This window comes from Shewanella abyssi (genome assembly GCF_023284025.1).
Lineage (GTDB): Bacteria > Pseudomonadota > Gammaproteobacteria > Enterobacterales > Shewanellaceae > Shewanella > Shewanella abyssi.
Genome location: NZ_JAKIKR010000020.1, coordinates 19,342 through 41,168, shown reverse-complemented (window position 1 = coordinate 41,168; position 21,827 = coordinate 19,342). Strand labels below are relative to the sequence as shown.

Sequence of the window (21,827 nt, the reverse complement as noted above, 5' to 3'; positions counted from 1 at the left end):
GCTAGTGCTCCTTCGGTGCAAGTGGGATGTTGCATTTGTCGACTGCATTGAAACCTTTTTTCGTCAATACGCTAATAGGAATAAGCAGTAACAGGAAACCCCAATAACTCGCAAACTGCGGCAAAGTCGCTAACCAACCTTGGCCATAACTGACGACTGCAATATGGGTTTCAATATAATGGCTCGACGGCATGATCTCGCGCCACCACTGGGCCAGCGCTGGCATCTCATGAGTGGGAAAAGTCACCCCCATAAAGGCAAATGCCGGCGCGAACATAGCGGTACAGAAACTAATCACTCTCGCACTGTCTTTAAGCGCAAAGAAAATCAGCAGTACCACCAACCACACCGCCAATAACATCAACAGTTGTGCGACTAACAGTAGCGTGAGGCTTCCTGCAATCGGCACATCTAAATACAGATAGATAAGGGCTAGAATAAAGCCACCATGGAGCATTACTATGGGCGTATAAAACAATACTTTCGCCGCGATACCCTTCCACATACCAAGGGACATCCATTCAGCGGTGGTATTCCAACGTAGTTCTCGATTAAGGCTATTAGCAAACACCATCATGGCAACCAGCTGCAATAAGGCGATCAATACTGGTGGCACCAGAAAACCCACATAGTTGTTATTGCGGTTAAATAGCGCGGTGGTTTGACTACTAACAGGGCTTAGATTTACCGCCACTTTGGCTTTAGGCACTCCGGCAGCAAGTTGTTTCAATGCCGCTAAGGGCTTTAAGCCATCTGCCATGCTCGCTTGTAGCTGACTCGATAGTAACTTACCCACCAGCAGAAACTGGCTGTTATATCGAATGTCTATCGTCGGACTTTTACCGGTAAGCAGGTCACGTTTAAAGCCGTGGGGGAAAACAAGCAATGCATAGACCTCTGCTTGTTGCATGGCGTCGACAGCACTAGAGAGATCGGTATAGCTAATGGGCTTTGTCACCGGATTTGCTTGTAACTGCCGAGCAAGAGCACGACTGATTTGACTTTGGTCTAAATCAACCACAGCCACTGGCAGCTGCCTTGGTAGGCCCGCACTAAATAACAACCATAAGCCAATAATACCCAATAGCGGAATATAGCTGATAAGCGCCAGCTGCCAAGGATCATCCAACAGGGCAGCGGTTTCTCTTTTTAGCATGTTAATCAAAGCATCTGCCCCGGGCTACAGAGTGTTATAAAGCAAACAAGATAGACATACCGACTCTCAAGTCCGCAATCTCTTCATTAGGGCGCAGCTCAACTTGGAAAGTACGCATATCAAAATCATGGCCGCTTTCAGTTGCACGCCAAGTGGCAAAGTCACCCATGACCGCAATATGGCTAACGGTAAACTCGACATCGCGTTCGAGCGCGGGGATAGTTAATAACAATGTTTGCCCTTTTTTGACATGCTTAAGCTGATCTTCACGCAACTGAAACACCGCCCACGCATCGCTCATATCGATTAAGCTCACCACCGGGAAACCGCTTGGCGCTAGCTCACCCGCTTGCAACAATACTTCGCTGACTTCGGCTGTTTTTGGCGATCGCATTTGGCTATCAGCCAATATGGCATTCACTTCGTTAACCGCACCCTCTGCCATACGCGCATTACCGGCTGCAGCGGCTTTGGTTTCGTCACGAGCACCTTCATCTGCCATTTGGTACATAGCCAGCGCTGCTTGTTCGGTGTACTTGGCGGCTTGCCATTGGGTAAAGGCTTCATCGCGTTTCTGCCGCGCAAGTACACCTTCGTTAAATAATACTTCTATGCGATCGAAAGTGATATTGGCCAGTTTAGATGCCGCTTGCGCCTTCAACCATTGCTCTCTCGACGCCAAAATTTGCTGTTTACGCGCGCCATTGTCAGCCTCTTGCTGCATCGCTTTCGCTGCGTCACGGCCACCTTCGGCTTGCATCAATTTAGCTTGTAACTCAGGGCTGTAAATCGCGTAGAGCAGATCGCCCTGATTGACTCTGTCGCCACGGCGCACTAAAACCTGTTCAACACGACCAGGGACTTTTGAGGAGATATTATATTCACGGGCTTCAATCTGCCCCTGTAATACTTGTGGTTTAGGGGTGTAAGCTAGCACCAGTCCGTAAGCTAATATCCCGATGAGTGCAATAATTGTTATTGCGGCCAAGATACGGTTAGTGCGCATTTTGTTCCCCTTGCTGAAGGCTTCTGCCAATAAATTCATCTAACTGACCACTAATGGCCATCAGTCTTGCATATGATTGTATGTAGCGGTATTGGGCGCCCAGTTGCTGCGTTTCTACCGCGGTGAGTTTAAGTTCAGCATCGACTTTTTCAATTGAGGTCGATAAACCCTGCTTGAAAGCGATGTCACGTAAGCGCTTATTCTCTTGGGCTAAGCTAAGTGAGGTATTGAGTGATACCACCTCCTCTTGCGCCTGCAGTAACTGGCGGTAACTTTGCTCGAGCAGAAGGTTCAAATCTTGTTGGGTTTGCGCTTTGGTATATCGAGCCTGCAACAGTGCACTCTTCGCTGCTTCAACCTTGCCACTGCGGCCATCACGGCTTAGCAGCGGAATATTAACCCCAACGCCCAACATCCAATCGGGTTCCATTTTTGCAAACAGGCTGTCGTCTTCATACAAGGTGTAATTGCCGTAAAGAAAAACGGTAGGGTAGTAACTGCCCTTTTCAACCTTGATAAGCCCTTGCGCTTGCGCCTCTTTAGCTTCAAGTAGCTTTAGTGCCGGATGCTGGTTCATGGTGAGTTGTGAAAGCTGCGGTAATGAGGGCGCATTGTTTAGCATAAACAGTGTTGAGGTCGCATCAACCTCGCGCTCATGTAACATGCGCGACAAGGCAATCATTGCCATCTCTGATTGTCGTTTGGCACTGCCGTAATTCACCTTGGCATTTTCGAGTGCCACTTGTGCATTGAGGCGCTCTACTTTGGCAATCTGCCCCTGCTGCTCGAGCTTTTGTGCGTGTGACGCATGTAGCGTAAGCGAGTCAACCAACTGCTTTTTTGTTTGCGCTAAGGTTTCTGTCACCGCCACGGCATAGTAGCGATCGACCAGGGTGACAAAGAGCTCTCGAGTCGTCAGCGCTAGCTGCTCCTCTTTTTCTGCAACCTCGGCTGCGTGTATGCTTTGCGCAGCAGTGATTTTGCCACCGGTGTAGATAGGCCACATCGCTTGTAAGCTAGAGCGGAAGATATCTTGTTCGGTAAAAGGGGTAATAAACTGTGCAGCGGGGATCCCAGCCAATGCACTACCTAGAGCAGGAGGTAAGGTTGCCGGATCCATCGAAGCTAACGGATTAAGATCACGCAAATCCATCTCAAGCGGCTTTTCTAAACGGGTATAACTGCCAGTGAGGTTAATAGAAGGCAAATTCATGTCTTCGCCAGCCACTCGCTCAGCCTCGGCACGATTGACCTCTTGCATGCCCGCTTGCAATTTATCACTCACCTTGAGCAACTGATCCCAGGCTTGATCAAAGGCAATGGGTTTGGCTTGTATCGACAGGGGGAGAACCAACAAGAGAGCACAGAGCGAACGTTTCATTTACACCTCTAGAGTTATTGCTCTATTTAATGCACGAATGGTAGCATTGCTAACCGTTGCTCGCTAGGACCTAGCGCAATACGTACGACTAAATCCTAGTTTACTTTAACGTTTTATCCAGATGACTGACTATTTACCTTTAGGCTGTTCCACCTACGGTCAATTTATCCAGTTTCAATGTTGGCTGACCAACACCCACAGGCACGCTTTGACCATCTTTACCACATACCCCTACGCCTTTATCCAGCTCAAGATCATTACCGACCATCGAGATCTGGCGCATGGCCTCAGGTCCATTACCTATCAAGGTTGCCCCTTTAATCGGCTGAGTGATCTCACCATTCTCAATGAGATAAGCTTCAGAGGCAGAGAACACAAACTTACCCGAGGTGATATCCACTTGGCCACCGCCAAAGTTAGGTGCATAAACCCCTTTCTTAACTGATTTGATGATCTCTGCAGGATCAGACGTGCCCGCTTCCATATAGGTATTGGTCATACGTGGCATCGGCAAATGAGCATAAGACTCACGGCGACCGTTACCCGTAGAGCGTTCACCCATCAGGCCTGCATTGAGTTTATCTTGCATATAGCCTTTCAAGATCCCCTCTTCAATCAATACGGTCTTCTGGGTAGGCGTTCCTTCATCATCAATGCTCAACGAGCCACGACGATCGGGAATGGTGCCATCGTCTACCACGGTGACTAATGTAGAGGCGACTTGTTGACCCATTTTGCCACTAAAAGCACTACTGCCCTTACGGTTGAAATCGCCCTCTAAACCATGTCCAACCGCTTCGTGTAGCAATACACCAGGCCAGCCAGCCCCGAGTACCACAGGCATCTCTCCTGCGGGTGCATCAATCGCGTGTAAGTTTACTTGAGCTTGGCGCACAGCCTCACGTGCAAAAGCAAAGCAATATGGCAAGCCATCGTCACCATCCGCCAGCAGCACATCGTAGCTATGACGTCCGCCACCACCTGAACCACCGCGTTCACGCTTGCCATCTTGCTCCAAAATGACACTGCAGTTAAATCGAACCAGTGGTCGAATATCGGCTGCTAAGGTGCCATCACTGGCGGCGACTAATATCTCTTCATACACCCCAGATAAACTAACCACCACTTGAATAATTCGCTCATCGAGACTACGAATATAGACATCGGCCTCTTTTAGCAGGGCTATTTTCTTAATCTCTTCCATTGCAGCAATGGGATCTGAACTGAGGTAAAGCGCTTTATCATGCTGTTGCTTCCACGCATTAACTTGTCCGCTACCACCCGATTTTGCAATACCACGAGCTGCGGTTACAGCCGCTTCCAATGCTGCAGGGTTAATTTCATCTGCGTAAGCAAAACCTGTTTTTTCGCCGGTAATGGCTCTAACACCAACGCCGCGTTCAATATGGAAGCTGCCGTCTTTAACGATGCCATCTTCTAAAACCCAAGATTCGTGGCGACTACCTTGAAAATACAGATCTGAGAAATCGATTTTATGCTCATGAATACACTTTAAATAGCGTTGTAGATCGTCTATCGCCAGTCCGTCTTGCAGCAGGCTGTGTCCAACTTGGGTTAAAAATGACATCAATTCTCTCTCTTCGACCAAATATAGTTCTGTTTAGAAACCCTTAAAAATAAGCATCTCTAGATGATTTTAAATGTACGTGCTAAATAGGCTAACCGACTTGAGCCTTACTCGCTTAGCATGACTCGTTCAGTTGCGGCGACTGAAAGCGATTATGCTTTATTATCGGCATTTTTGTGCGAATAGCATGTAGATCACACATATTAAGTTCTGCACTGAGCCAACCGGTGCCCGTTGGCTTTTGGGCTACAATATCACCCCAAGGACCGACAATCATACTTTGACCCCATGTCTCACGGCCGCCGTCATTGTGAACTCCCCATTGCGCAGCGGCTAACACAAAGCATTGGGTTTCAATCGCCCGAGCTTGCAGTAGCACTTGCCAATGCGCTTCGCCTGTCACCTTAGTAAAAGCCGCTGGCAGTGTAATAATCTCAGCTCCAGCTTCGCGTAGCGCCCTGAAGAGATCGGCAAAACGAATATCGTAGCAAATCGCTAAACCCAACTTACCAAAAGGGGTATCGACCACAGTAATGTGTTTACCTGGGCAAAATGCATCGCTTTCACGATATTGCTTAGTGCCATCTGCTACTTCAACATCAAATAGGTGCAGCTTATCGTAATGGCCTAATGTACTGCCATCAGTGTCAAACACATAGCAGCGATTATAGATCCGCCCATCTTCAGCTAAAATAGGAATACTACCCGCCACTAACACCACGCTATATTGACTCGCTAACGCGGCTAAGTCTTGTTTAAGTTGACTGTGAATTTCGTCTGTTGCGTATTCGAGTTGCTGGCTTTCTTGACCACCAAATAACAAGCAACACTCAGGCAATACCACCAACTGTCGATTGTCATCTTGCTGGGGTAATGACTTAAGCTGCGATTCGATAAATGCGAGATTCTCGATTACGCTGCAACTGCTCTGACATTGCAGTAGGCTGACTTGCATCTGACTCTCCCGGTATCAACTTTAAAGCTGGCATCTCTTCGCCGCTGTTTTTCAAATTAGATTCTGACGTTACCCTAGTGTCTTTTATACTTGGCTCTAAAGCACCGCCTTGACCATCATCCTGAGCAGGCTCAACTGCCTTTTTAGGCAGCACTGACTCTGGGATCACAATCTCTTTGCTCTTACGCTCTAGCTCTTCAAGCTTAGGTTCCGTCATGGTGCCGGTTAACCTGAAGCGAATTTCTGAAATAACTTCAATCACTGGCTCAAGCACCTTGGTCAGTGCAAAAGCGCCTAGCCCTAATGTCCAACCTCCTGTACTGAGTAGCACCACGGTAGGCACACTTGAGGCCAACTTCGGCACAAAACGAATATCGTAATTTAAGCTCTCGCTCATTAAATCGGTATAGCCACGCACTCGCATATTACCTGCTACCGCATTCATCTCGGTATCCGTGGTTTTAACCACGCCGTTATCGAGCATCAAGGTGCCGGTGAATGAGTCAAAGTATAACCCTTTACCAAACACATCTGAGAAATCCAGTGATAACTTGCGCAATAGTGAGTCGAGACTAAATAACGAAAATATCCGCGCCCCTTTATCACTCACTTCTGACAAATGGCCTTTCCCTAACTCAAACTCCACCTGGCCATTTAAGGTTTCTAATGAAAAAGCGTAAGGTGCCCCAACCCAGGAGACCTCTGCTGTCGCTGCAGTTGGCGCATCTTTTAGCCCAGGATCAAAGCCAAACTGCTCAGAGAGATGATCGAACTTTGTCGCATCAAGGCTTAAGTTAAAAGAGGTAAAGCTGGCGCCATTAACCATTGACCATGAACCATTACCGCGAAGTTTCACCTCCGGCGTTTTCATCGACAATGTCTGGATATTGTAAGTATCCCCTTCAGGCGCCGCTTGCAGCACTAAATGGCCCATAGGGCGCTCAAAAATCATAAAGTCATCGACGTCGACTGCTAACGGTGGCAAGTTTGCCAGCACCGTGTCTGACTTATAATGGGCTGTGTCATCCGTTTTTGCTATCGGCGACAGGTAAAGCTTACTCGCGACAACTTTAAGCCCTTGTTGTACCCAATCAGGATAAAAGTCTATGCGCCCATCAAACTGTTGCGATGTCGCTTCAAAGCGCCAAGAATGCTCATTCGGTGCGGCATCAAAATGAAGATCATTAAGCGGTTGCCCCATCAAGTTCAGCTCATCGAAATTAGCTTCAATGGATTGCAGCGGCGGGAAAAATGCTTTTGAAGTCGCTGGTTTATCTTCGCCCTCTTCAAGCGGAGACTGCGATGACTTTGCGGTAAAGCCTTGAATGATAGATAGCCAAGGGGAAAACTCAGTTTTGTCTAAGTCTATTTGCAGGTGCCCTTGTTTTTTACGTAGCTGATCGCCAGGCTTAAATAGACGCCCCAGTAGCAGATCAAAGTGCGCCAGCGCATTACCTGATTCAAGATCAAAGCCGCCCCAAAACTCCAACTGTTTATTGAGCTTTATCCCAAGAGATGATTGCTTGTTATCGCCAATAAGCTCTGCCGTAAATGCCGCCGGTTGCGACGCCGATTTTGCAAAAGGTGCAGGAAGCGTCAGTTCGGTACCCACCATATCACTATCAACATGCGCTTGGATCCGATAGCCAGTTTGATCAAATATCAACATTAAACCGCCAGACCAATCGATACTGCCCTTATAGTAATCACTCAAGGGGTTATCGAGCGCTTTAGGCAGGTTAGCCAGCTGCCACTGGCCTTGCAGATCTACATTTACCCCGTAGTTTTTATTAACATTGCCAGTGTCAAAGCTAAGCAGCAGTGGTTGCCCATACATCAATGCATGAATGTCACTGCCGGTAACGACATCATTAGTAAACTGTACTTGCCCGGTCACGTTATCAAGCTGAATGCCTGGCTCACTAACATACACCGGCGTGTTGTCAAAATTCACCGTGCCTTTGATAACGGCATCGGCACCTTCATACAAGGGAATATTGAGATCGATTTGCCCAATAATATCGCCATTAATTTGCACCACATCTAATGTGGAACCCACCGAATCAACCAAGGGTGAACGTTGAATAACGGCATTGGCAGCTTCGGCTTTAGTGGCTAAATCTGCTTTGACGATTAACAAACTCTCATGGGTCATTGCAGGAATACCGATATAGGCGCCATCGGCTGACACGTCCATCAACTGACCTTTATTGACCCATAAATCCATCGCAGCATTCTCAAATAGCGCCGAAAGATTTAAATCTGATACTGCTGGCCAAGTGTCCTGAAATTTAAAGTTAGCATCCGCTAAGGTGAAACCTGCTTGGAAAATACCATTGCTTGTTGAATAAGGGTAATCCTGCAAAGCCCCGTGCCATAGGATAACGGCATCATCGGTTTTACCTGCTTTTAATGCGCCAGTTAAATAATCAACTAGGCCATCACTCATTCCTTTTAGTGGAAAGTAGCGATGCACATTTGCCACATCATTAATGTCGAGCTCGGCCAGCAAGGCCATATGAGTCGCGCCTGAAAATTCGAGTCGGGTGGCTGCCTCGAGAGTGATGTCGGCATTACTAAAATGCAGTTTAGGCAGTGATAGTGCTGAGGTGGCAAAGTCAAACTCACCTTCAAAGGCATCACCGTTAATATCGAGTGGCGCTTCAAAGCCACCATCAAAGTCGACCACATATTGCTGTGCAGGCAATGAAAACTGTAACGTTTTATCCGTAACCACTAACTTGGCATCAATAGCCGATACCCCGGGAATCCCGGCATGTGCTTGCCAACTAATATTATTGATATCAGCAGACAAATGGGGTTGCTGTTTATCATGCAGCCATTGAAAACGAGCATTATCTAATTCGCCCGTTGGGTTCAAAGATTGCCAGGTATTTAAAGCGGCTAAATCAATACCAGGTATAAGAGGAAGTAGCGGCAATACGGTGGCTAAATCTAATTGATTTAAATAAGCGTCGATACTATCGCCTTGCTTCGCAGCACTCAAAACTGGCGATGGCCAATGCTCGCCATTGGTTGCAAAAGTGAGCTCGTGGCTGCTTAAAGCCCAACCATTGGCATTGGGCTGCCAACGCAGTGCTCCCGCTTGGATTGAAAACCTCTGCACTTCATCATTTAAAAACCACTCCAACCAGCTAGGCTGAAACGCTACGGTCGCACCATTAATCTGGCTATTTGCAAAGCTGACCCAGGCCTCTAAATTAACCACACCTTCAAGTAATAGCTTTTTATTGGCATCGAATGGATTAGGTTGACGTGATGCCCATTCGCCAATATCGAGTGACGCTGCCGCCAAATAAAGCTGCCCAACTAATGAGTTAGGTTTATGGCCGTCACCTTTAATATCTACGCTTAATGCCAGCTGTTCTACTTCTGAGGCTTGTTCGTCTAAAAACAACTTCCCTTGACCTCGGTGACGCTTGTTGGTGTTTCGCCACTCCAGATCTTTAATGAAAATGGGCCGATATTGATGCTTTTGGCTTAATAGCTGAATGCGTGCATTGGTTATCGAAAAACGCTCTAATTGCTCTAACATCAACTGATAGATCCAATCGGTCTCCATCTTTGCCTTTGATTCCGCTGGAGAGGATGCCAAGCGGTCGAGATCGAGTGCGATGTTAACCCCATCAAAAATAACATCTTCAATTTGCGGCGTTGCCGTCAGCAAAGTTTGCCAAAAATCAAATTTCACATGCACTTGCTCAAACAGCAAGGTCACCGGCAGTTTATCTTGAGAAGGAAGCACAAAATTCTTAACCGTTAGCGCAGGACCAAAGGCCTGCCATTCGGCTTGCAACTTACCCACTTGCACTTCAACTTGATACTGATTATGAATATAATCAACCAGCTCTAATCTGACTTGATCAAGCTGAGGCAATAGCCCTCGAAACAAGCTTACCACCAGCGCAAAAAGCACCAAGACGATAGCCAGAGATTGCAGGCAAACTCTGGGAAAGTTAAATTTACGAAGCTTACGTGACACTACATTATCACCACATCAAATTTATTTTGGGTATACATAGGCTCACTCTGTAAACGAACCCGTTTAGAAACATACACTTCAAGCTCCGCCAGTATATGGCTCTCATCACCCTTAAGGCTGTGGTAAACCGCTGGCGCGCAATAAACTAAAAATTCATCGGCATCATAGCCTTTGTTTAAACGAATAATCTCGCGAAAGATTTCATAGGACACGGTTTCAACCGTCTTTAAACTGCCGGTGCCGAGACAAGCAGGGCACTCACCACACAAGACATGCTCTAAACTTTCGCGAGTACGTTTACGTGTCATTTCGACTAAACCAAGACCAGAAAAGCCACTGATGTTGGTCTTTACTCTATCGATTGATAATGCCGCCTGCAGGCTCGAAAGCACCCGTTTTTGATGTTCGCTTTCTTGCATATCAATAAAGTCGATGATGATAATGCCACCCAAATTACGCAGCCTTAGCTGACGCGCGATGGCCTGAGTGGCTTCAAGGTTGGTGTTAAAGATGGTTTCTTCAAGATTACGATGGCCGACAAAAGCGCCAGTGTTGATATCAACAGTGGTCATGGCCTCAGTTTGATCAATAATCAAATAGCCGCCTGACTTTAGCTCGACCTTACGCCCTAATGCGCGCTGCACTTCATTTTCGACATCGTAGAGGTCAAAAATGGGTATAGGACCGTTGTAATGTTCTAGCTTGTTAGCAATCTCAGGCATGAATTCTTGCGCAAACTGCTGCAGTTCTTCATAGGTTTGCTGGGAATCCACTTGAATTTGGTCAAGCTCTGTACCGACAAAGTCGCGTACGATCCTAACCTGTAGTGCCAAATCTTGATAAAGCAAAGACACGCCACGGCGCTTACGGCGCTCGCTGACCTTTGCCCATACACGTCGTAAAAAAGCCGCATCTTGCACCAGTTCATCTTCACCCGCACTCTCTGCGGCGGTACGAATAATAAACCCGCCATCGTCATCCACAAAAGGCTCGGTGATCTTTTTAAGTCTGGCACGGACCTCTTCAGATTCAATGCGTTGAGATACGCCGACATGGCTCGAACCCGGCATAAAAACCAGGTAACGCGAAGGCAGGGTTATATCTGTGGTTAAGCGTGCGCCTTTAGTGCCGAGCGGATCTTTAACCACCTGCACCATAATATCTTGGCCTTGCCTAACCAGCTCCGCAATGTCACGTACAACAAAGTTACCCTTCTCAACATCAGCCACACATTCGGTGTGCGGTACAATGTCTGAAGCGTGTAAAAAGGCGGCTTTATCTAAGCCAATATCGATAAAGGCTGCCTGCATACCGGGTAATACTCGGCTGACTTTTCCTTTATAAATGTTGCCCACTAAGCCACGTTTCATGCGTCGCTCGATGTGTACCTCTTGCAAAACACCATGCTCTACCAGTGCGACTCTCGCTTCAGTTGGTGTCACATTGATTAGCAGCTCAGAACCTATTTTTCGCTGTACTCTGCCTGGCACGATTCGACCTATATTCACAACTCACCCCACTTAGGGAAATAGCTAATTTAAAAAGGATTTGGCGTTACTGACACATTTTAAAATCTAGAGTTTAATTTTTATTATTAATTATCAATAGATTAAAAAACATTCATCTCACACAACAACGCACGGGTTTCTACCAAAGGTAACCCTACTACCGCGGAATAACTTCCCTCAATAGCTTCTACAAAACTGCCACCTAAACCTTGGATCCCATAAGCGCCCGCCTTATCCATAGGCTCGCCAGTGGCAATATAAGCCAAAATATCAGACTGCGTCATTGGGCAAAACTGCACGCCAGTGGTCACTAATTTTGTCAGCGTTTGCTCCCCATCTGTGACCGCGACAGCCGTCATCACCTGATGCGCTTTGCCCGCAAGGCGAGTTAATATCGCCTTGGCATCGGCTTCATCTTTTGGCTTACCTAAAATATCATTGCCTAATACCACTATCGTATCGGATCCCAGTACCACAGCCTTCCCCTTCGCCGGGTATAAGTTCAGCCCAGCGAGCGCCTTTTCTTTCGCTAAGCGCACCACAAAGCTAGCTGCCGATTCGCCAGCACGATGACTCTCATCAATATCCGCGGCCAAAATGTCGAAGCTAAATGGCTTTTGCGCAACTGAACTTAAAAAGCTCAATTGAGCTAATAATTGTTTACGCCTTGGCGACGCCGAAGCGAGTACTAACTTCATCTTACAATACCTTTTAGGTAATTCGCGATTATGCTGACAGGGTCAAAGTGCATTGATTTCGATACTGACAATAAGCAAACTTTAGTTACAGTTTGGCCACGCTAACGGACCTTATATAAACGCCTTACACGGCGTAGGATCCAAAATAACCATGGCCACATGATCAAACTTGAAAATGCAGGGTAAAACAGGCTGATATCAAAGTTGGCAGTATCGGTGACAAACTGCACCCAAAAGATAATCAGGTTATAGAGGGCAACCTGTGTTGCCACCAGCAGTGCTTGTTGCCACATGGGGAAGTTACGTAAACGCTGAAAATGCAGCACCACAACATAGACGACCACAGACATGGCAAATGCTCTAATGCCTAGGGGGGCTCCGAGCAATATATCCAGCATTACACCCAGCATCCATGCCGTTAATATGTTGTATCTATGTGGCAGTGCCATCGCCCAATAGATAATCACCAGCAGCAACCAATCGGGTCTCCATGCCTCGACAAGTTCCGGCAGCGGCATAATCTGAAATAACATCGCCACCAATAAGCTTAGCCAAACGACCCAGCGGCCATTTGCAACATGTAAACTCATTGCGCGGACTCCTTAATGGCGTTTAGCGCTTCTTCGACACCTGCAGGTGTTATCAATTCTGCTGCGTCCGCTGCAATATCGGGCCAAATTAACAGCAAGTAACGAATTCTGTCTAATGCGGCTAACGGCTGTGCAATCACAGTGGCATAATTTTTACCATCATCTTTCTTGACCGTCATCACTCGTGCAACTGGATAACCTTCGGGAAAACGCTTTCCCAGCCCAGATGTCACTAATAAGTCACCCGCTCGCACATCAGTACTTTTAGCAACATGGCGCAACTCAAGCTCATCAATAGAGCCCGTGCCCACCGCCATCATTCTGACATCGTTGCGAGTAATTCTAACGGGAATACCATGGGAGATATCAGAGAGCAGTAGCACTCTGCTGGTCAACTCGCTGACCTGCACCACTTGCCCGACGACACCTTGTGCGTCGACGACAGGTTGGCCAACATAAACACTGCTACGTGAGCCGCGGTTCAGTACCACGTATTGATGAAAAGGATCGCTGGCAACTTCCATCACTTCGGCGACGACTTTTTTAGCATCCATATGCACCGGAGAGCCTAACAGGCCACGTAAACGGTCGTTTTCTTGGCGCAGATGCTCGAAACGTTGTAAGCGTTCACTCATTAACAGCTGTTGCCGTAATAGCTCCTTATTTTGTCTAGCCAACATATTACGAGTAGCCAAACTCTCTGCAGACTCATCAAGTATGACCCCTGGGATATTGGCAATATATTGCAGTGGACTTAAAAGGGAGGAGAGAGAGTTACGCACAGGCTCAAGCCTGTCATTTGCAACAAGCAAAATCACTGACATGATGACAGCTAAGGTCAATCTAAATTGGTTGGAAATACCACGAACAAAAATAGGCTTCATAAAAAGCGAGGGCGGTAATCACCGCCCTTTTTTTACCGTCTTAAGTTTCTTCAGAGAAAAGGTCGCCGCCGTGCATATCGATCATCTCGAGGGCTTTGCCACCACCACGAGCCACACAGGTAAGTGGATCATCGGCAATCATCACTGGTATACCGGTTTCTTGCATTAATAGACGGTCCAGATCACGAATAAGCGCACCGCCACCCGTCAATACCATACCGCGCTCTGAAATATCAGAGGCCAATTCTGGTGGAGACTGCTCAAGTGCGACCATTACGGCACTGACAATGCCCGATAATGGCTCTTGCAGCGCTTCTAAAATTTCATTGCTATTGAGTGTAAAGCTGCGTGGAACACCTTCTGCAAGGTTACGGCCACGCACTTCAATCTCTAATACTTCATCGCCAGGGTAAGCGGTACCAATGGTATGCTTAATACGTTCAGCAGTTGCTTCACCGATTAGGCTACCGTAGTTGCGACGAACATAGTTGATGATAGCATCATCAAACTTGTCACCACCGATACGAACAGATGAGGAGTAAACGACGCCGTTTAGCGAGATAATGGCCACTTCAGTGGTACCACCACCGATATCGACAACCATAGAACCTGTTGCTTCCGATACTGGAAGGCCTGCACCTATTGCGGCAGCCATTGGCTCTTCAATCAAATAGACTTCGCGTGCTCCTGCACCCATGGCTGATTCGCGAATAGCGCGGCGTTCAACTTGAGTGGCACCAACGGGTACGCATACCAAAACGCGAGGACTTGGACGGAAGACACTGTTGTTATGAACTTGCTTGATAAAATGCTGTAGCATTTTTTCGGTCACATAAAAGTCGGCGATAACACCATCTTTCATTGGACGAATTGCTTGAATATTGCCAGGAGTACGTCCTAGCATCAGTTTTGCTTCAGTACCGACGGCCGCAACCGACTTCTGACCTGAACCAGACCGCTCCCCACGGATGGCAACCACTGAAGGTTCGTTCAAAACGATGCCCTCATCGCGGACGTAAATTAGCGTGTTAGCTGTACCCAAATCGATCGAAAGATCATTAGAAAAAATGCCGCGTAGCTTCTTGAACATGTAACCAGCCTGTCTCTGTGGAGTCGAAGAAAAAAGAAATCAGCTAACTTTATCATGCTTCTTGAATTCCACAAGACCACAGACGTTAACATTTGCTAATGAAGCCAAGTTTTTGCAATATCTGCGCTAAAGAGTGAGTCAAAAGTTTGCCTTATTCACGGCTTAATGACGCTTAGTTAACTTCTCGCCAATATATAATGCGATCATGGCCACGATAGGTGCCAAAGTAAGCCGTCGCCCGAGGATCTTCTAATGCGCTGCTGTCGTAATTCCAATACCACTGCAGCCACTTATCAACATGCAGCTGTAAACCCACTTCGCCCTCGGCATTAGGCGCGGGAAAATAGATAAAGCTATTACCCAAACCTACAGTGCCGACTTTGCCAGTACCATTAGATCCAGTAAAAGCGTTAACATTACCTAATGCGACGTCTCGTGTTAACTCAAGCCCATCATCGTCAGTACTAAATCCTGAGCAACTATCAGCACTATTGCGCACCCATTCAGCATCAGTATTAACATACTCTGTGCCCAGTTCAAGACGAAGTTGTTCCGATGACGGCCCATAGGCATTTTGCATCACCAAGCGGCCGTAACGCATTTCAAAGCTGTCATTTTCTGCGATATCTTCGAAAGTGAAACCGATACAGTTTGGATTGAGAGCCGATTCCTGGTGGCAGATACCATCTTCATCGGTGACATCAGCAGCAGATAAATCTAAATCAAACTGAGCATTAAAGGGCTTTGCAAGTGACGCAGTGCGGGCATAATGCACCTGAGCACCACTTAAGTAAGCACGTCGGATCGTATTACTGCTATCAAGCGAGTAGTATTTCACGGTGCCAGATTTTGGGGATTCGTCTAAGATTTGCAACGCGGCAGCATCTTCAGACTTAGCGCCTGAAGTGTCACTGTAACTGCGATCATTCCAAACTCTGCCATCATAGCGCCACCAATCATCAAGTTGGTAATTGCTGGTGACTCCATTGGCTTTATTTCTGCCGACGACCTTAATGGTTGGCTCACTACCAACCGCAAAACCAAACGGCTGGTCCATATAAGTGAAGCTGCCGCAAGTAGCACTTAGCGCTGGTGTGTTCTCTTCAATCGAAAGGTAATAGGGGCTGAACCTGCCAAACGTCTCGCTCATCGATTGCGATTCGGTAATAGCCACTCCCATGTAATCAATGTCGCCATCTAAGGCAAAACCAATCGCTCCAACTTCTGAATATGTTTGGTTAGTCAGTTTTAGCGGCGCACCATTGGCCTTAGTAAAGCTAATTTGGCTTTGCCCGATTGCGCCTATTGCGCCATCAACTGAATCCTTAGCATTAATCGCTAACGGCGCCTTAAGTATGGGTTTTATCTTAATATCGTTCAGCTGAAAGTTCTTTAACGCAGCCCGATCTTTATAAGCCGTATTGTCATCAACGCCGCAAACGGCTTTGACATTCAACTTAAAATCCTCTCCCGCTCTAGTAAACAGCGTGCAATCAGCTGTGATACAGCCATCACTGCCTGAATCATTAAAAAAGTGAAAACCATCGGGTGCTGACACAAACTCATTGGTATGTTGTAGCAATTCAATATCACCACTGCCATCTGGCGCTTCAATAGACGCACTCGCGATTAAGGCTACTTTGCCTGCTTCGGGGTAGTTAACGCTTAAGCTGGCTTTACCATCATCATCAAACTTGACCTGTAAGCCTTGGGGCGTGCCACTTTCAAGCGTCACTGAACTTGATGGCGCGTTTTCACTACTAACCGTAAGCTTGGCGCGCTCAATGACATCACTACTGTTAGGGGTAACGTAGTTAAAGTCCATGTCGATAAGACGAGTTTCACCGGCAAATAATGGCACGCACTGCTGAGTTTGAGTGTCCTTTTTCACTGCAAACAGCTCAAAGCTATTACTATTTTTACACGCTGTGGTGTTGTCTACGTCAAAATATAAGCCACTATCTGCAAAGGTTAATGTACAATTTTCATTCGCCACCAATGCATTATCAATGTAGCAAGTATAGGTGCCTGAAGGGACTGTCCCACCGAGACCGACTTTGATGGTTCCAGCATCGGTGTGCCATAAGTCAGTCGTAGTTGAACCTTCGAAGGTGACCGTTTTATAGCTTTGGTCATCTTTAGTTAACTCGACAGTCGCCGGATCTGCTAATTCTGAGTTACAGTCCGCGTCGCTACAGGCTCTAATGGTGATCTCTTTCGCCGCGCAAGTGAGCCCGTTGGAGCTAAAACTAATGCGATAATAGTTGGTTGCAGGAGGTTCTGCTGTATATTCAAAAGCAAAGTAACCAATGTCTTCAGCTAGGTGGCTGCGATCAGAGTCTCTTTGCTGATCTTCATCCAGACCAAAGCTGACTTGATTAGCAAAACTGTCCTTAGCACAACGTCGAACCCAACCACCATCACCCCCACGGCGTTGATTTTTATTCGCGATAGTCACAGGCAGTGCAGTATAGGTTTGTTGATACGTATTGATAAATGCACATTGCTGGCTTAAATTCCGGGTGGAACTGCCTGAGCCATGATTTAGTGCATTAGCAAATTCATACTTAATGCTTTCACCATCAATAACCATAGCGCCCTGACCTACACCAGCAACATAGCCTAATAGCTCATTACCACTTATAGCAGTGTTGATCTCTGAGGCTTCAATAGCGATGTCGAACAAATTCCCATTGCCACTCACATTGTTAATAACAGTACTAATAAAGCGGCCATTATTTTGAGTTAAGGTTTGACCTAACATGGAAGGTGCTAACCCAAAATCATGGTCAAAAGTGACAGTTTCATATCCTCGACCGCTAACGGGTAATCTACTGCCCTGATATAAACGAGTAGAAACAATCCCGGCCTGTAAAGCTTTGCCTCGCGCTAAAAACCGATAACCAGGTTCCATAGCGAAGAAATCAACCTTCTCCATCGCTTTAGCGGGAACTTGGTTTCCGGGTGGATTTAATTGTGCAATATTCGCTTCTGACGCTGTTCTCGAAACAACTCGAACGCTGGATGGGCCATCACTAACTGGAGAGGAGTATGTTGAAGCATCAATCGTCGGCATGACCATTACAATAGGTGCTACTGCATAATCATTTTTAAAATCTATCACTGCTTGACCACCACCATCCATAGTCGCTCTGCCAAACTCGAACTGTGGCGCAGGACATGTCAATAGACTACTAGCTGGTACGATGGAGAGTGAGCTGTCTGCAGGTTTTTGCCAATATAGTTGAAAAGATTCATATCCAAAGGCTTCATGGAACCGCAACTCGATTGTGTGAGTCCCCTGCTCTAGTGAGACTTTTCCTTGGTAGCTTGTACAGTCACAAATGGCATGAGCATCATAAAACCCAGTGATCACTTCCCCATCAATCAGTAATTCGATGGCATCATCACCATCTATTGCAAAGGTGTATTCACCGGTTTCAGGGGCATCAATGAATCCTTCAAAAATACCTAAGTACAGATCTTGATCAGCCGAATTGGTTGAATGTGGGTTAATTCCATTACCTTTTTGATCAAAATCGACTTCAATGGATTCACCAATTTGGTAAGTCGTCTTTTTAACCTCGCTAATGAGATCTTCAAAATCATCATGATCTTCTGGACTGTCACCGTCATCATCCCAATCACTCGCATCATATGTACGGTAGGTTAGGCCATTAACGTTATCTTGCTCTGTCAGACATTGAGCTGGGATGGGAGGGTTTGGGGTAACAATAGGGCCGTTGTCACACATACCTCCAAAGTCTGCATCTTCGATAGCATCAGGGTCAAAGTCTACGTCACCATTACCACTTATATCTAAACTCCCCCCAGATGCCAACGCTCCATCAATACTGGCATTGCCACTAAAAGTAACAGAGCCTGCTGCGTAAACAATACCATTTATATAATTTTTACCCGCAATATCTAAACGACCAGCAACATAGATAATAAGATCTTCAGGATTACCGCCAGCATTCACATTTGCATTGGTCAAAGACAAAGAGTTGAAATAAAGCCGAGTTGTTGTCCCCGATGTAGAAACAACAGACTTATTAGCAAAAACGCCAACATTGTAGTCATAATCCCCAGGGCCAAAACTACAATTGGAGTTTCCACAGGTCAAATTATTCAAAGGAGGCACTAAAATACCGCTTGGGGGTGCTAGCCCATTAGGAGCGTGATTACCTGTTGCGGGATCGGTAAAAATCTCGTCACAACGCGGTACAGCATAAACCGAGGTAGAGATTAAGGCTGTTAAAATGACTAAGCCACACATAAACTGTTTTAGATTAGTCACGTGCTTCTACCTCCACGGTGCGATTCACGCGGATGCAACTGGCATCGCTATTGGTGCCTGAGTCGCATTGTCCTGTACTGCAGGTTGCTGTGCTAGTGATGAGATATTGGGTCATATTAATCGGCAATGAGTTAGTGGTGATAGCCTCACAGCTGATAACAACCGCGCAGCCATGGAAGCCGACCAAACCAGTATCAGTGCCGATATTCCAAGTAGTGTTAGCATTACAGGAACCAACGGCCACTTGGTCAACAGGAAACAGTTCGGCCAATGCGCGGTCAGCACCGCTGTTCGCTGCGGCAAATGCCCGTGTACCCCAGACTTCAAGGCTAATTTGCTGATCGGCATCATCAAGAACATTGATCAATGTCGCTGCCAATAAGAACATCACAGTGATGATAAAAACGCCTATTATCAATGCGCTGCCGCGCTGCTTAGTTAAAAGCGGCACCAGAATACGGTTCATTCTTTTTTGAGACTGATTACGGGACATTTATCACCTGCACTTGATGATGATACTGTAGCGATTGCCCCTGCACATCAAATAAAGGGTTGAGGTGAACCATGGCATTATTCTGCAATGTGCCTGGCGTATAGGCCATTGGGTTATTTGTCGAAATAGTATTCACTACATTTTCGGCCATCAGCACCCCCTTTACAACTACAGTTTCAATATCATCAGGCCCACGCTGTACTGCGTGATTAAAGCCATAACCTGAGTAACGCTTGAGCAGGCTGAGCTCAGCAGTGATCCCTTCAAAGCAGTAACTCACTGCTCCATTTATCCCAAAATAGCGCTGACGCGGGGACGATTCGCTAAACTGAATCGCCCTTTCGAATTCAATGTCAGTGGCATTTGTCGTTGCACTATTGGTTACCTTTTTAATAGCAAACAATTTCCCTGAAGTACCGTCAGCTGATGTATAAACATCTGCGGGACTTAATGGATAGATGAGTAAAAACTGATTTTCAGTTAATAACGCACCGTCACTACCTTGCATTACCGTCGCTGTATTAGCCGCAGGCAAAGGCAATAATGGCACCGTGATATAAGACGCGCTAGAGGTAATTGGCATCATCTCTAAGCACTGCCAAGCACTACCATCGTTGCTCATACCATTAGCAACGCGAATACTATTGGGCACTGCATTACGAATATCCCGAGTCATGCGCTCTATCGCAAAGCGGCTTTGACTCATCACCTGTTCAACCGAGGTTGAATCGATAAATATGCGAGTACCAAAAAGAAGAAAACTACTCACGCCCAGCACCAGAATGCCTAGAATGATAACCACAGTGACCATTTCGACCAAAGTAAAACCGCGAACCTGAGTACTTAGCCCTCCTCTACAGCGAGGATTAATCATTAATGGCTTAGACATTAATAGTTGCTCCGGATCGCGTTATAGGTGATCACCTCACCACTCGGGGTGGTGACATTTACCGTTACCAACTTACTGTTTAAACTGGATGAGTCGTTGTATCCAACAACGACCTCTAACGCATAATTGATATATCGACTGGCATAAGTGTCGCTGATATTAAGCATATTGCTGTTAATGTTCAGCCCCATGTAATCATCGACATCGTTATAGTCATTGCGGCTCTCAGCAACGCCTGAAATAGTATCAGGCCCAAGGTCGCCCTCACTAGTACAAGCCAATCCAGCGGGTAACCCAAGTAAAGGCTTAGCCACAGCGCCACAAGCGGGGACGCCGCCATTTGAGTTGGTATTTTGATCGTAACGCTTGCCCCAAATTTCATTTAGTATCGAGTGAGCCAACTCGGCAGAGCGTACTCTATGCAGGCTGTCAGCGGCCCGATCTGCTTGGGGAAACAATATGCTTGTGAGCATCACAAAGGCGATACTAATGACTACCATGCCGACGACTAACTCTATCAGTGTAAAGCCCTGACGGCGCTGTAAACCACAGCGCTGTGGTAAATAAGAGTTTTGTCGTGAGCGCTTATTCAATAATGATTTACCCCCCATGAATATAGCCCTCGGATTCAATGGCAATCCATTGGGTCTCGTCCGCTTTAACGGTAATACACCGACCAGAGCAGCGACTGCCATCAACTATTGGCACGCCTTGAGTATTAAACTCAACGTGAAAGCTAGTTTTAGTGCCAACAAACAACGCTGCGCCACCTTGAAAGGTTTGCGCTGCATCCGTACGCACTGGCGTACCGCTACACGCGCCATTAAAACGGGAAATTTGATACTGAGTTGGCGTGACAGATAAACGATAACAGCGGTCTTGATTGTTCATCGCCATGATCTGCACTTTACGCAGCTCAGCAATAAACTCTTCCCGCAGTGTAAAGGCACTGTAGCTTGAGGCTGTAAACAGACGTGGAATGGCCACCACCGAGAGAATGGCAATAAGAATGATGGTGGTCACCAGCTCTACTAAGGTAAAGCCTGCGCGTCGGTGCGCTGTAAGCATTGTCAGTCCTGATTGATGCTGTGGAGCAGTGATAGCGGGTTCTAGGCTCGAGTACTAGAGGTTCTAGGCTCGAGTACTAGAGGTTCTAGGCTCGAGTACTAGAGGTTCTAGGCTCGAGTACTAGAGGTTCTAGGTTCTAGGTTCTAGGTTCTAGGTTCTAGCAAAGCATAAAATCAACATCAAAAGCCAAATGGTGTTTTCTGTTGATTTCCTAGCAG

16 protein-coding genes are annotated in these 21,827 nt (G+C 46.7%); all 16 read right to left on the bottom strand.

The features are described from left to right. Nucleotide 1: 1 nt before the first annotated feature. Nucleotides 2–1,156, bottom strand: a complete 1,155-nt coding sequence (locus L2755_RS10660) for an ABC transporter permease (protein ID WP_248980676.1) — start codon at nt 1,154–1,156, stop codon at nt 2–4. A 34-nt stretch (nt 1,157–1,190) separates the two neighbouring features. After that, nucleotides 1,191–2,162, bottom strand: coding sequence for an HlyD family secretion protein (locus tag L2755_RS10655; protein WP_248980675.1), 972 nt, complete (start codon nt 2,160–2,162; stop codon nt 1,191–1,193). Then, nucleotides 2,152–3,543, bottom strand: coding sequence for a TolC family protein (locus L2755_RS10650; RefSeq protein WP_248980674.1), 1,392 nt, complete (start codon nt 3,541–3,543; stop codon nt 2,152–2,154). Before L2755_RS10650 ends, L2755_RS10655 begins: the two co-directional genes overlap by 11 nt. A 139-nt stretch (nt 3,544–3,682) precedes the next feature. Then, a complete protein-coding gene (tldD, locus tag L2755_RS10645; protein WP_248980673.1) occupies nt 3,683–5,131 on the bottom strand; it encodes a metalloprotease TldD in 1,449 nt (482 codons plus the stop codon). Between the two features lie 115 nt (nt 5,132–5,246). Then, the gene (locus tag L2755_RS10640; protein WP_248980672.1) at nt 5,247–6,086 is read right to left on the bottom strand and encodes a carbon-nitrogen hydrolase family protein; all 840 of its coding nucleotides are present in this window, start codon (nt 6,084–6,086) and stop codon (nt 5,247–5,249) included. Beyond that, nucleotides 6,010–10,089, bottom strand: a complete 4,080-nt coding sequence (locus tag L2755_RS10635) for a YhdP family protein (protein ID WP_248980671.1) — start codon at nt 10,087–10,089, stop codon at nt 6,010–6,012. Before L2755_RS10635 ends, L2755_RS10640 begins: the two co-directional genes overlap by 77 nt. Further along, nucleotides 10,089–11,555, bottom strand: coding sequence for a ribonuclease G (gene rng / locus L2755_RS10630; protein ID WP_428847793.1), 1,467 nt, complete (start codon nt 11,553–11,555; stop codon nt 10,089–10,091). The genes L2755_RS10635 and rng overlap by 1 nt, the downstream gene beginning before the upstream one ends. A gap of 143 nt (nt 11,556–11,698) precedes the next feature. Next, entirely contained in the window at nt 11,699–12,295 is a 597-nt protein-coding gene (locus tag L2755_RS10625; RefSeq protein ID WP_248980669.1) for a Maf family protein, read from the bottom strand. A 101-nt stretch (nt 12,296–12,396) separates the two neighbouring features. After that, on the bottom strand, nt 12,397–12,885 hold the full coding sequence (gene mreD, locus L2755_RS10620; RefSeq protein ID WP_248980668.1) for a rod shape-determining protein MreD: 489 nt from the start codon (nt 12,883–12,885) through the stop codon (nt 12,397–12,399). Further along, nucleotides 12,882–13,769: a rod shape-determining protein MreC gene (mreC, locus tag L2755_RS10615; RefSeq protein ID WP_248980667.1), complete on the bottom strand. Its 888-nt coding sequence runs from the start codon at nt 13,767–13,769 to the stop codon at nt 12,882–12,884. The genes mreD and mreC overlap by 4 nt, the downstream gene beginning before the upstream one ends. Nucleotides 13,770–13,809: 40 nt before the next feature. After that, complete coding sequence (locus tag L2755_RS10610; protein WP_248980666.1) at nt 13,810–14,859, bottom strand: rod shape-determining protein; 1,050 nt, start codon at nt 14,857–14,859, stop codon at nt 13,810–13,812. A gap of 172 nt (nt 14,860–15,031) precedes the next feature. Continuing rightward, nucleotides 15,032–19,159, bottom strand: a complete 4,128-nt coding sequence (locus L2755_RS10605) for a DUF6701 domain-containing protein (RefSeq protein WP_248980665.1) — start codon at nt 19,157–19,159, stop codon at nt 15,032–15,034. Further along, nucleotides 19,152–19,652 (bottom strand): MSHA biogenesis protein MshP, encoded by a 501-nt coding sequence (locus L2755_RS10600; RefSeq protein WP_248980664.1) that lies wholly within the window; start codon nt 19,650–19,652, stop codon nt 19,152–19,154. Before L2755_RS10600 ends, L2755_RS10605 begins: the two co-directional genes overlap by 8 nt. Continuing rightward, a complete protein-coding gene (locus L2755_RS10595) occupies nt 19,642–20,541 on the bottom strand; it encodes a PilW family protein (RefSeq protein ID WP_248980663.1) in 900 nt (299 codons plus the stop codon). Before L2755_RS10595 ends, L2755_RS10600 begins: the two co-directional genes overlap by 11 nt. Continuing rightward, nucleotides 20,541–21,179 (bottom strand): type IV pilus modification PilV family protein, encoded by a 639-nt coding sequence (locus L2755_RS10590; protein ID WP_428847792.1) that lies wholly within the window; start codon nt 21,177–21,179, stop codon nt 20,541–20,543. Before L2755_RS10590 ends, L2755_RS10595 begins: the two co-directional genes overlap by 1 nt. Further along, nucleotides 21,142–21,609: a pilus assembly FimT family protein gene (locus L2755_RS10585; protein WP_248980661.1), complete on the bottom strand. Its 468-nt coding sequence runs from the start codon at nt 21,607–21,609 to the stop codon at nt 21,142–21,144. The genes L2755_RS10590 and L2755_RS10585 overlap by 38 nt, the downstream gene beginning before the upstream one ends. Nucleotides 21,610–21,827: the final 218 nt, after the last annotated feature.

Bases quoted from the DNA above. Each gene is read 5' to 3' on its own strand.
- L2755_RS10660 (WP_248980676.1), bottom strand. From the start codon at position 1,156: ATGCTAAAAAGAGAAACCGCTGCCCTGTTGGATGATCCTTGGCAGCTG.
- L2755_RS10655 (WP_248980675.1), bottom strand. From the start codon at position 2,162: ATGCGCACTAACCGTATCTTGGCCGCAATAACAATTATTGCACTCATC.
- L2755_RS10650 (WP_248980674.1), bottom strand. From the start codon at position 3,543: ATGAAACGTTCGCTCTGTGCTCTCTTGTTGGTTCTCCCCCTGTCGATA.
- tldD (WP_248980673.1), bottom strand. From the start codon at position 5,131: ATGTCATTTTTAACCCAAGTTGGACACAGCCTGCTGCAAGACGGACTG.
- L2755_RS10640 (WP_248980672.1), bottom strand. From the start codon at position 6,086: ATGCAAGTCAGCCTACTGCAATGTCAGAGCAGTTGCAGCGTAATCGAG.
- L2755_RS10625 (WP_248980669.1), bottom strand. From the start codon at position 12,295: ATGAAGTTAGTACTCGCTTCGGCGTCGCCAAGGCGTAAACAATTATTA.
- mreD (WP_248980668.1), bottom strand. From the start codon at position 12,885: ATGAGTTTACATGTTGCAAATGGCCGCTGGGTCGTTTGGCTAAGCTTA.
- mreC (WP_248980667.1), bottom strand. From the start codon at position 13,769: ATGAAGCCTATTTTTGTTCGTGGTATTTCCAACCAATTTAGATTGACC.
- L2755_RS10610 (WP_248980666.1), bottom strand. From the start codon at position 14,859: ATGTTCAAGAAGCTACGCGGCATTTTTTCTAATGATCTTTCGATCGAT.
- L2755_RS10600 (WP_248980664.1), bottom strand. From the start codon at position 19,652: ATGTCCCGTAATCAGTCTCAAAAAAGAATGAACCGTATTCTGGTGCCG.
- L2755_RS10595 (WP_248980663.1), bottom strand. From the start codon at position 20,541: ATGTCTAAGCCATTAATGATTAATCCTCGCTGTAGAGGAGGGCTAAGT.
- L2755_RS10585 (WP_248980661.1), bottom strand. From the start codon at position 21,609: ATGCTTACAGCGCACCGACGCGCAGGCTTTACCTTAGTAGAGCTGGTG.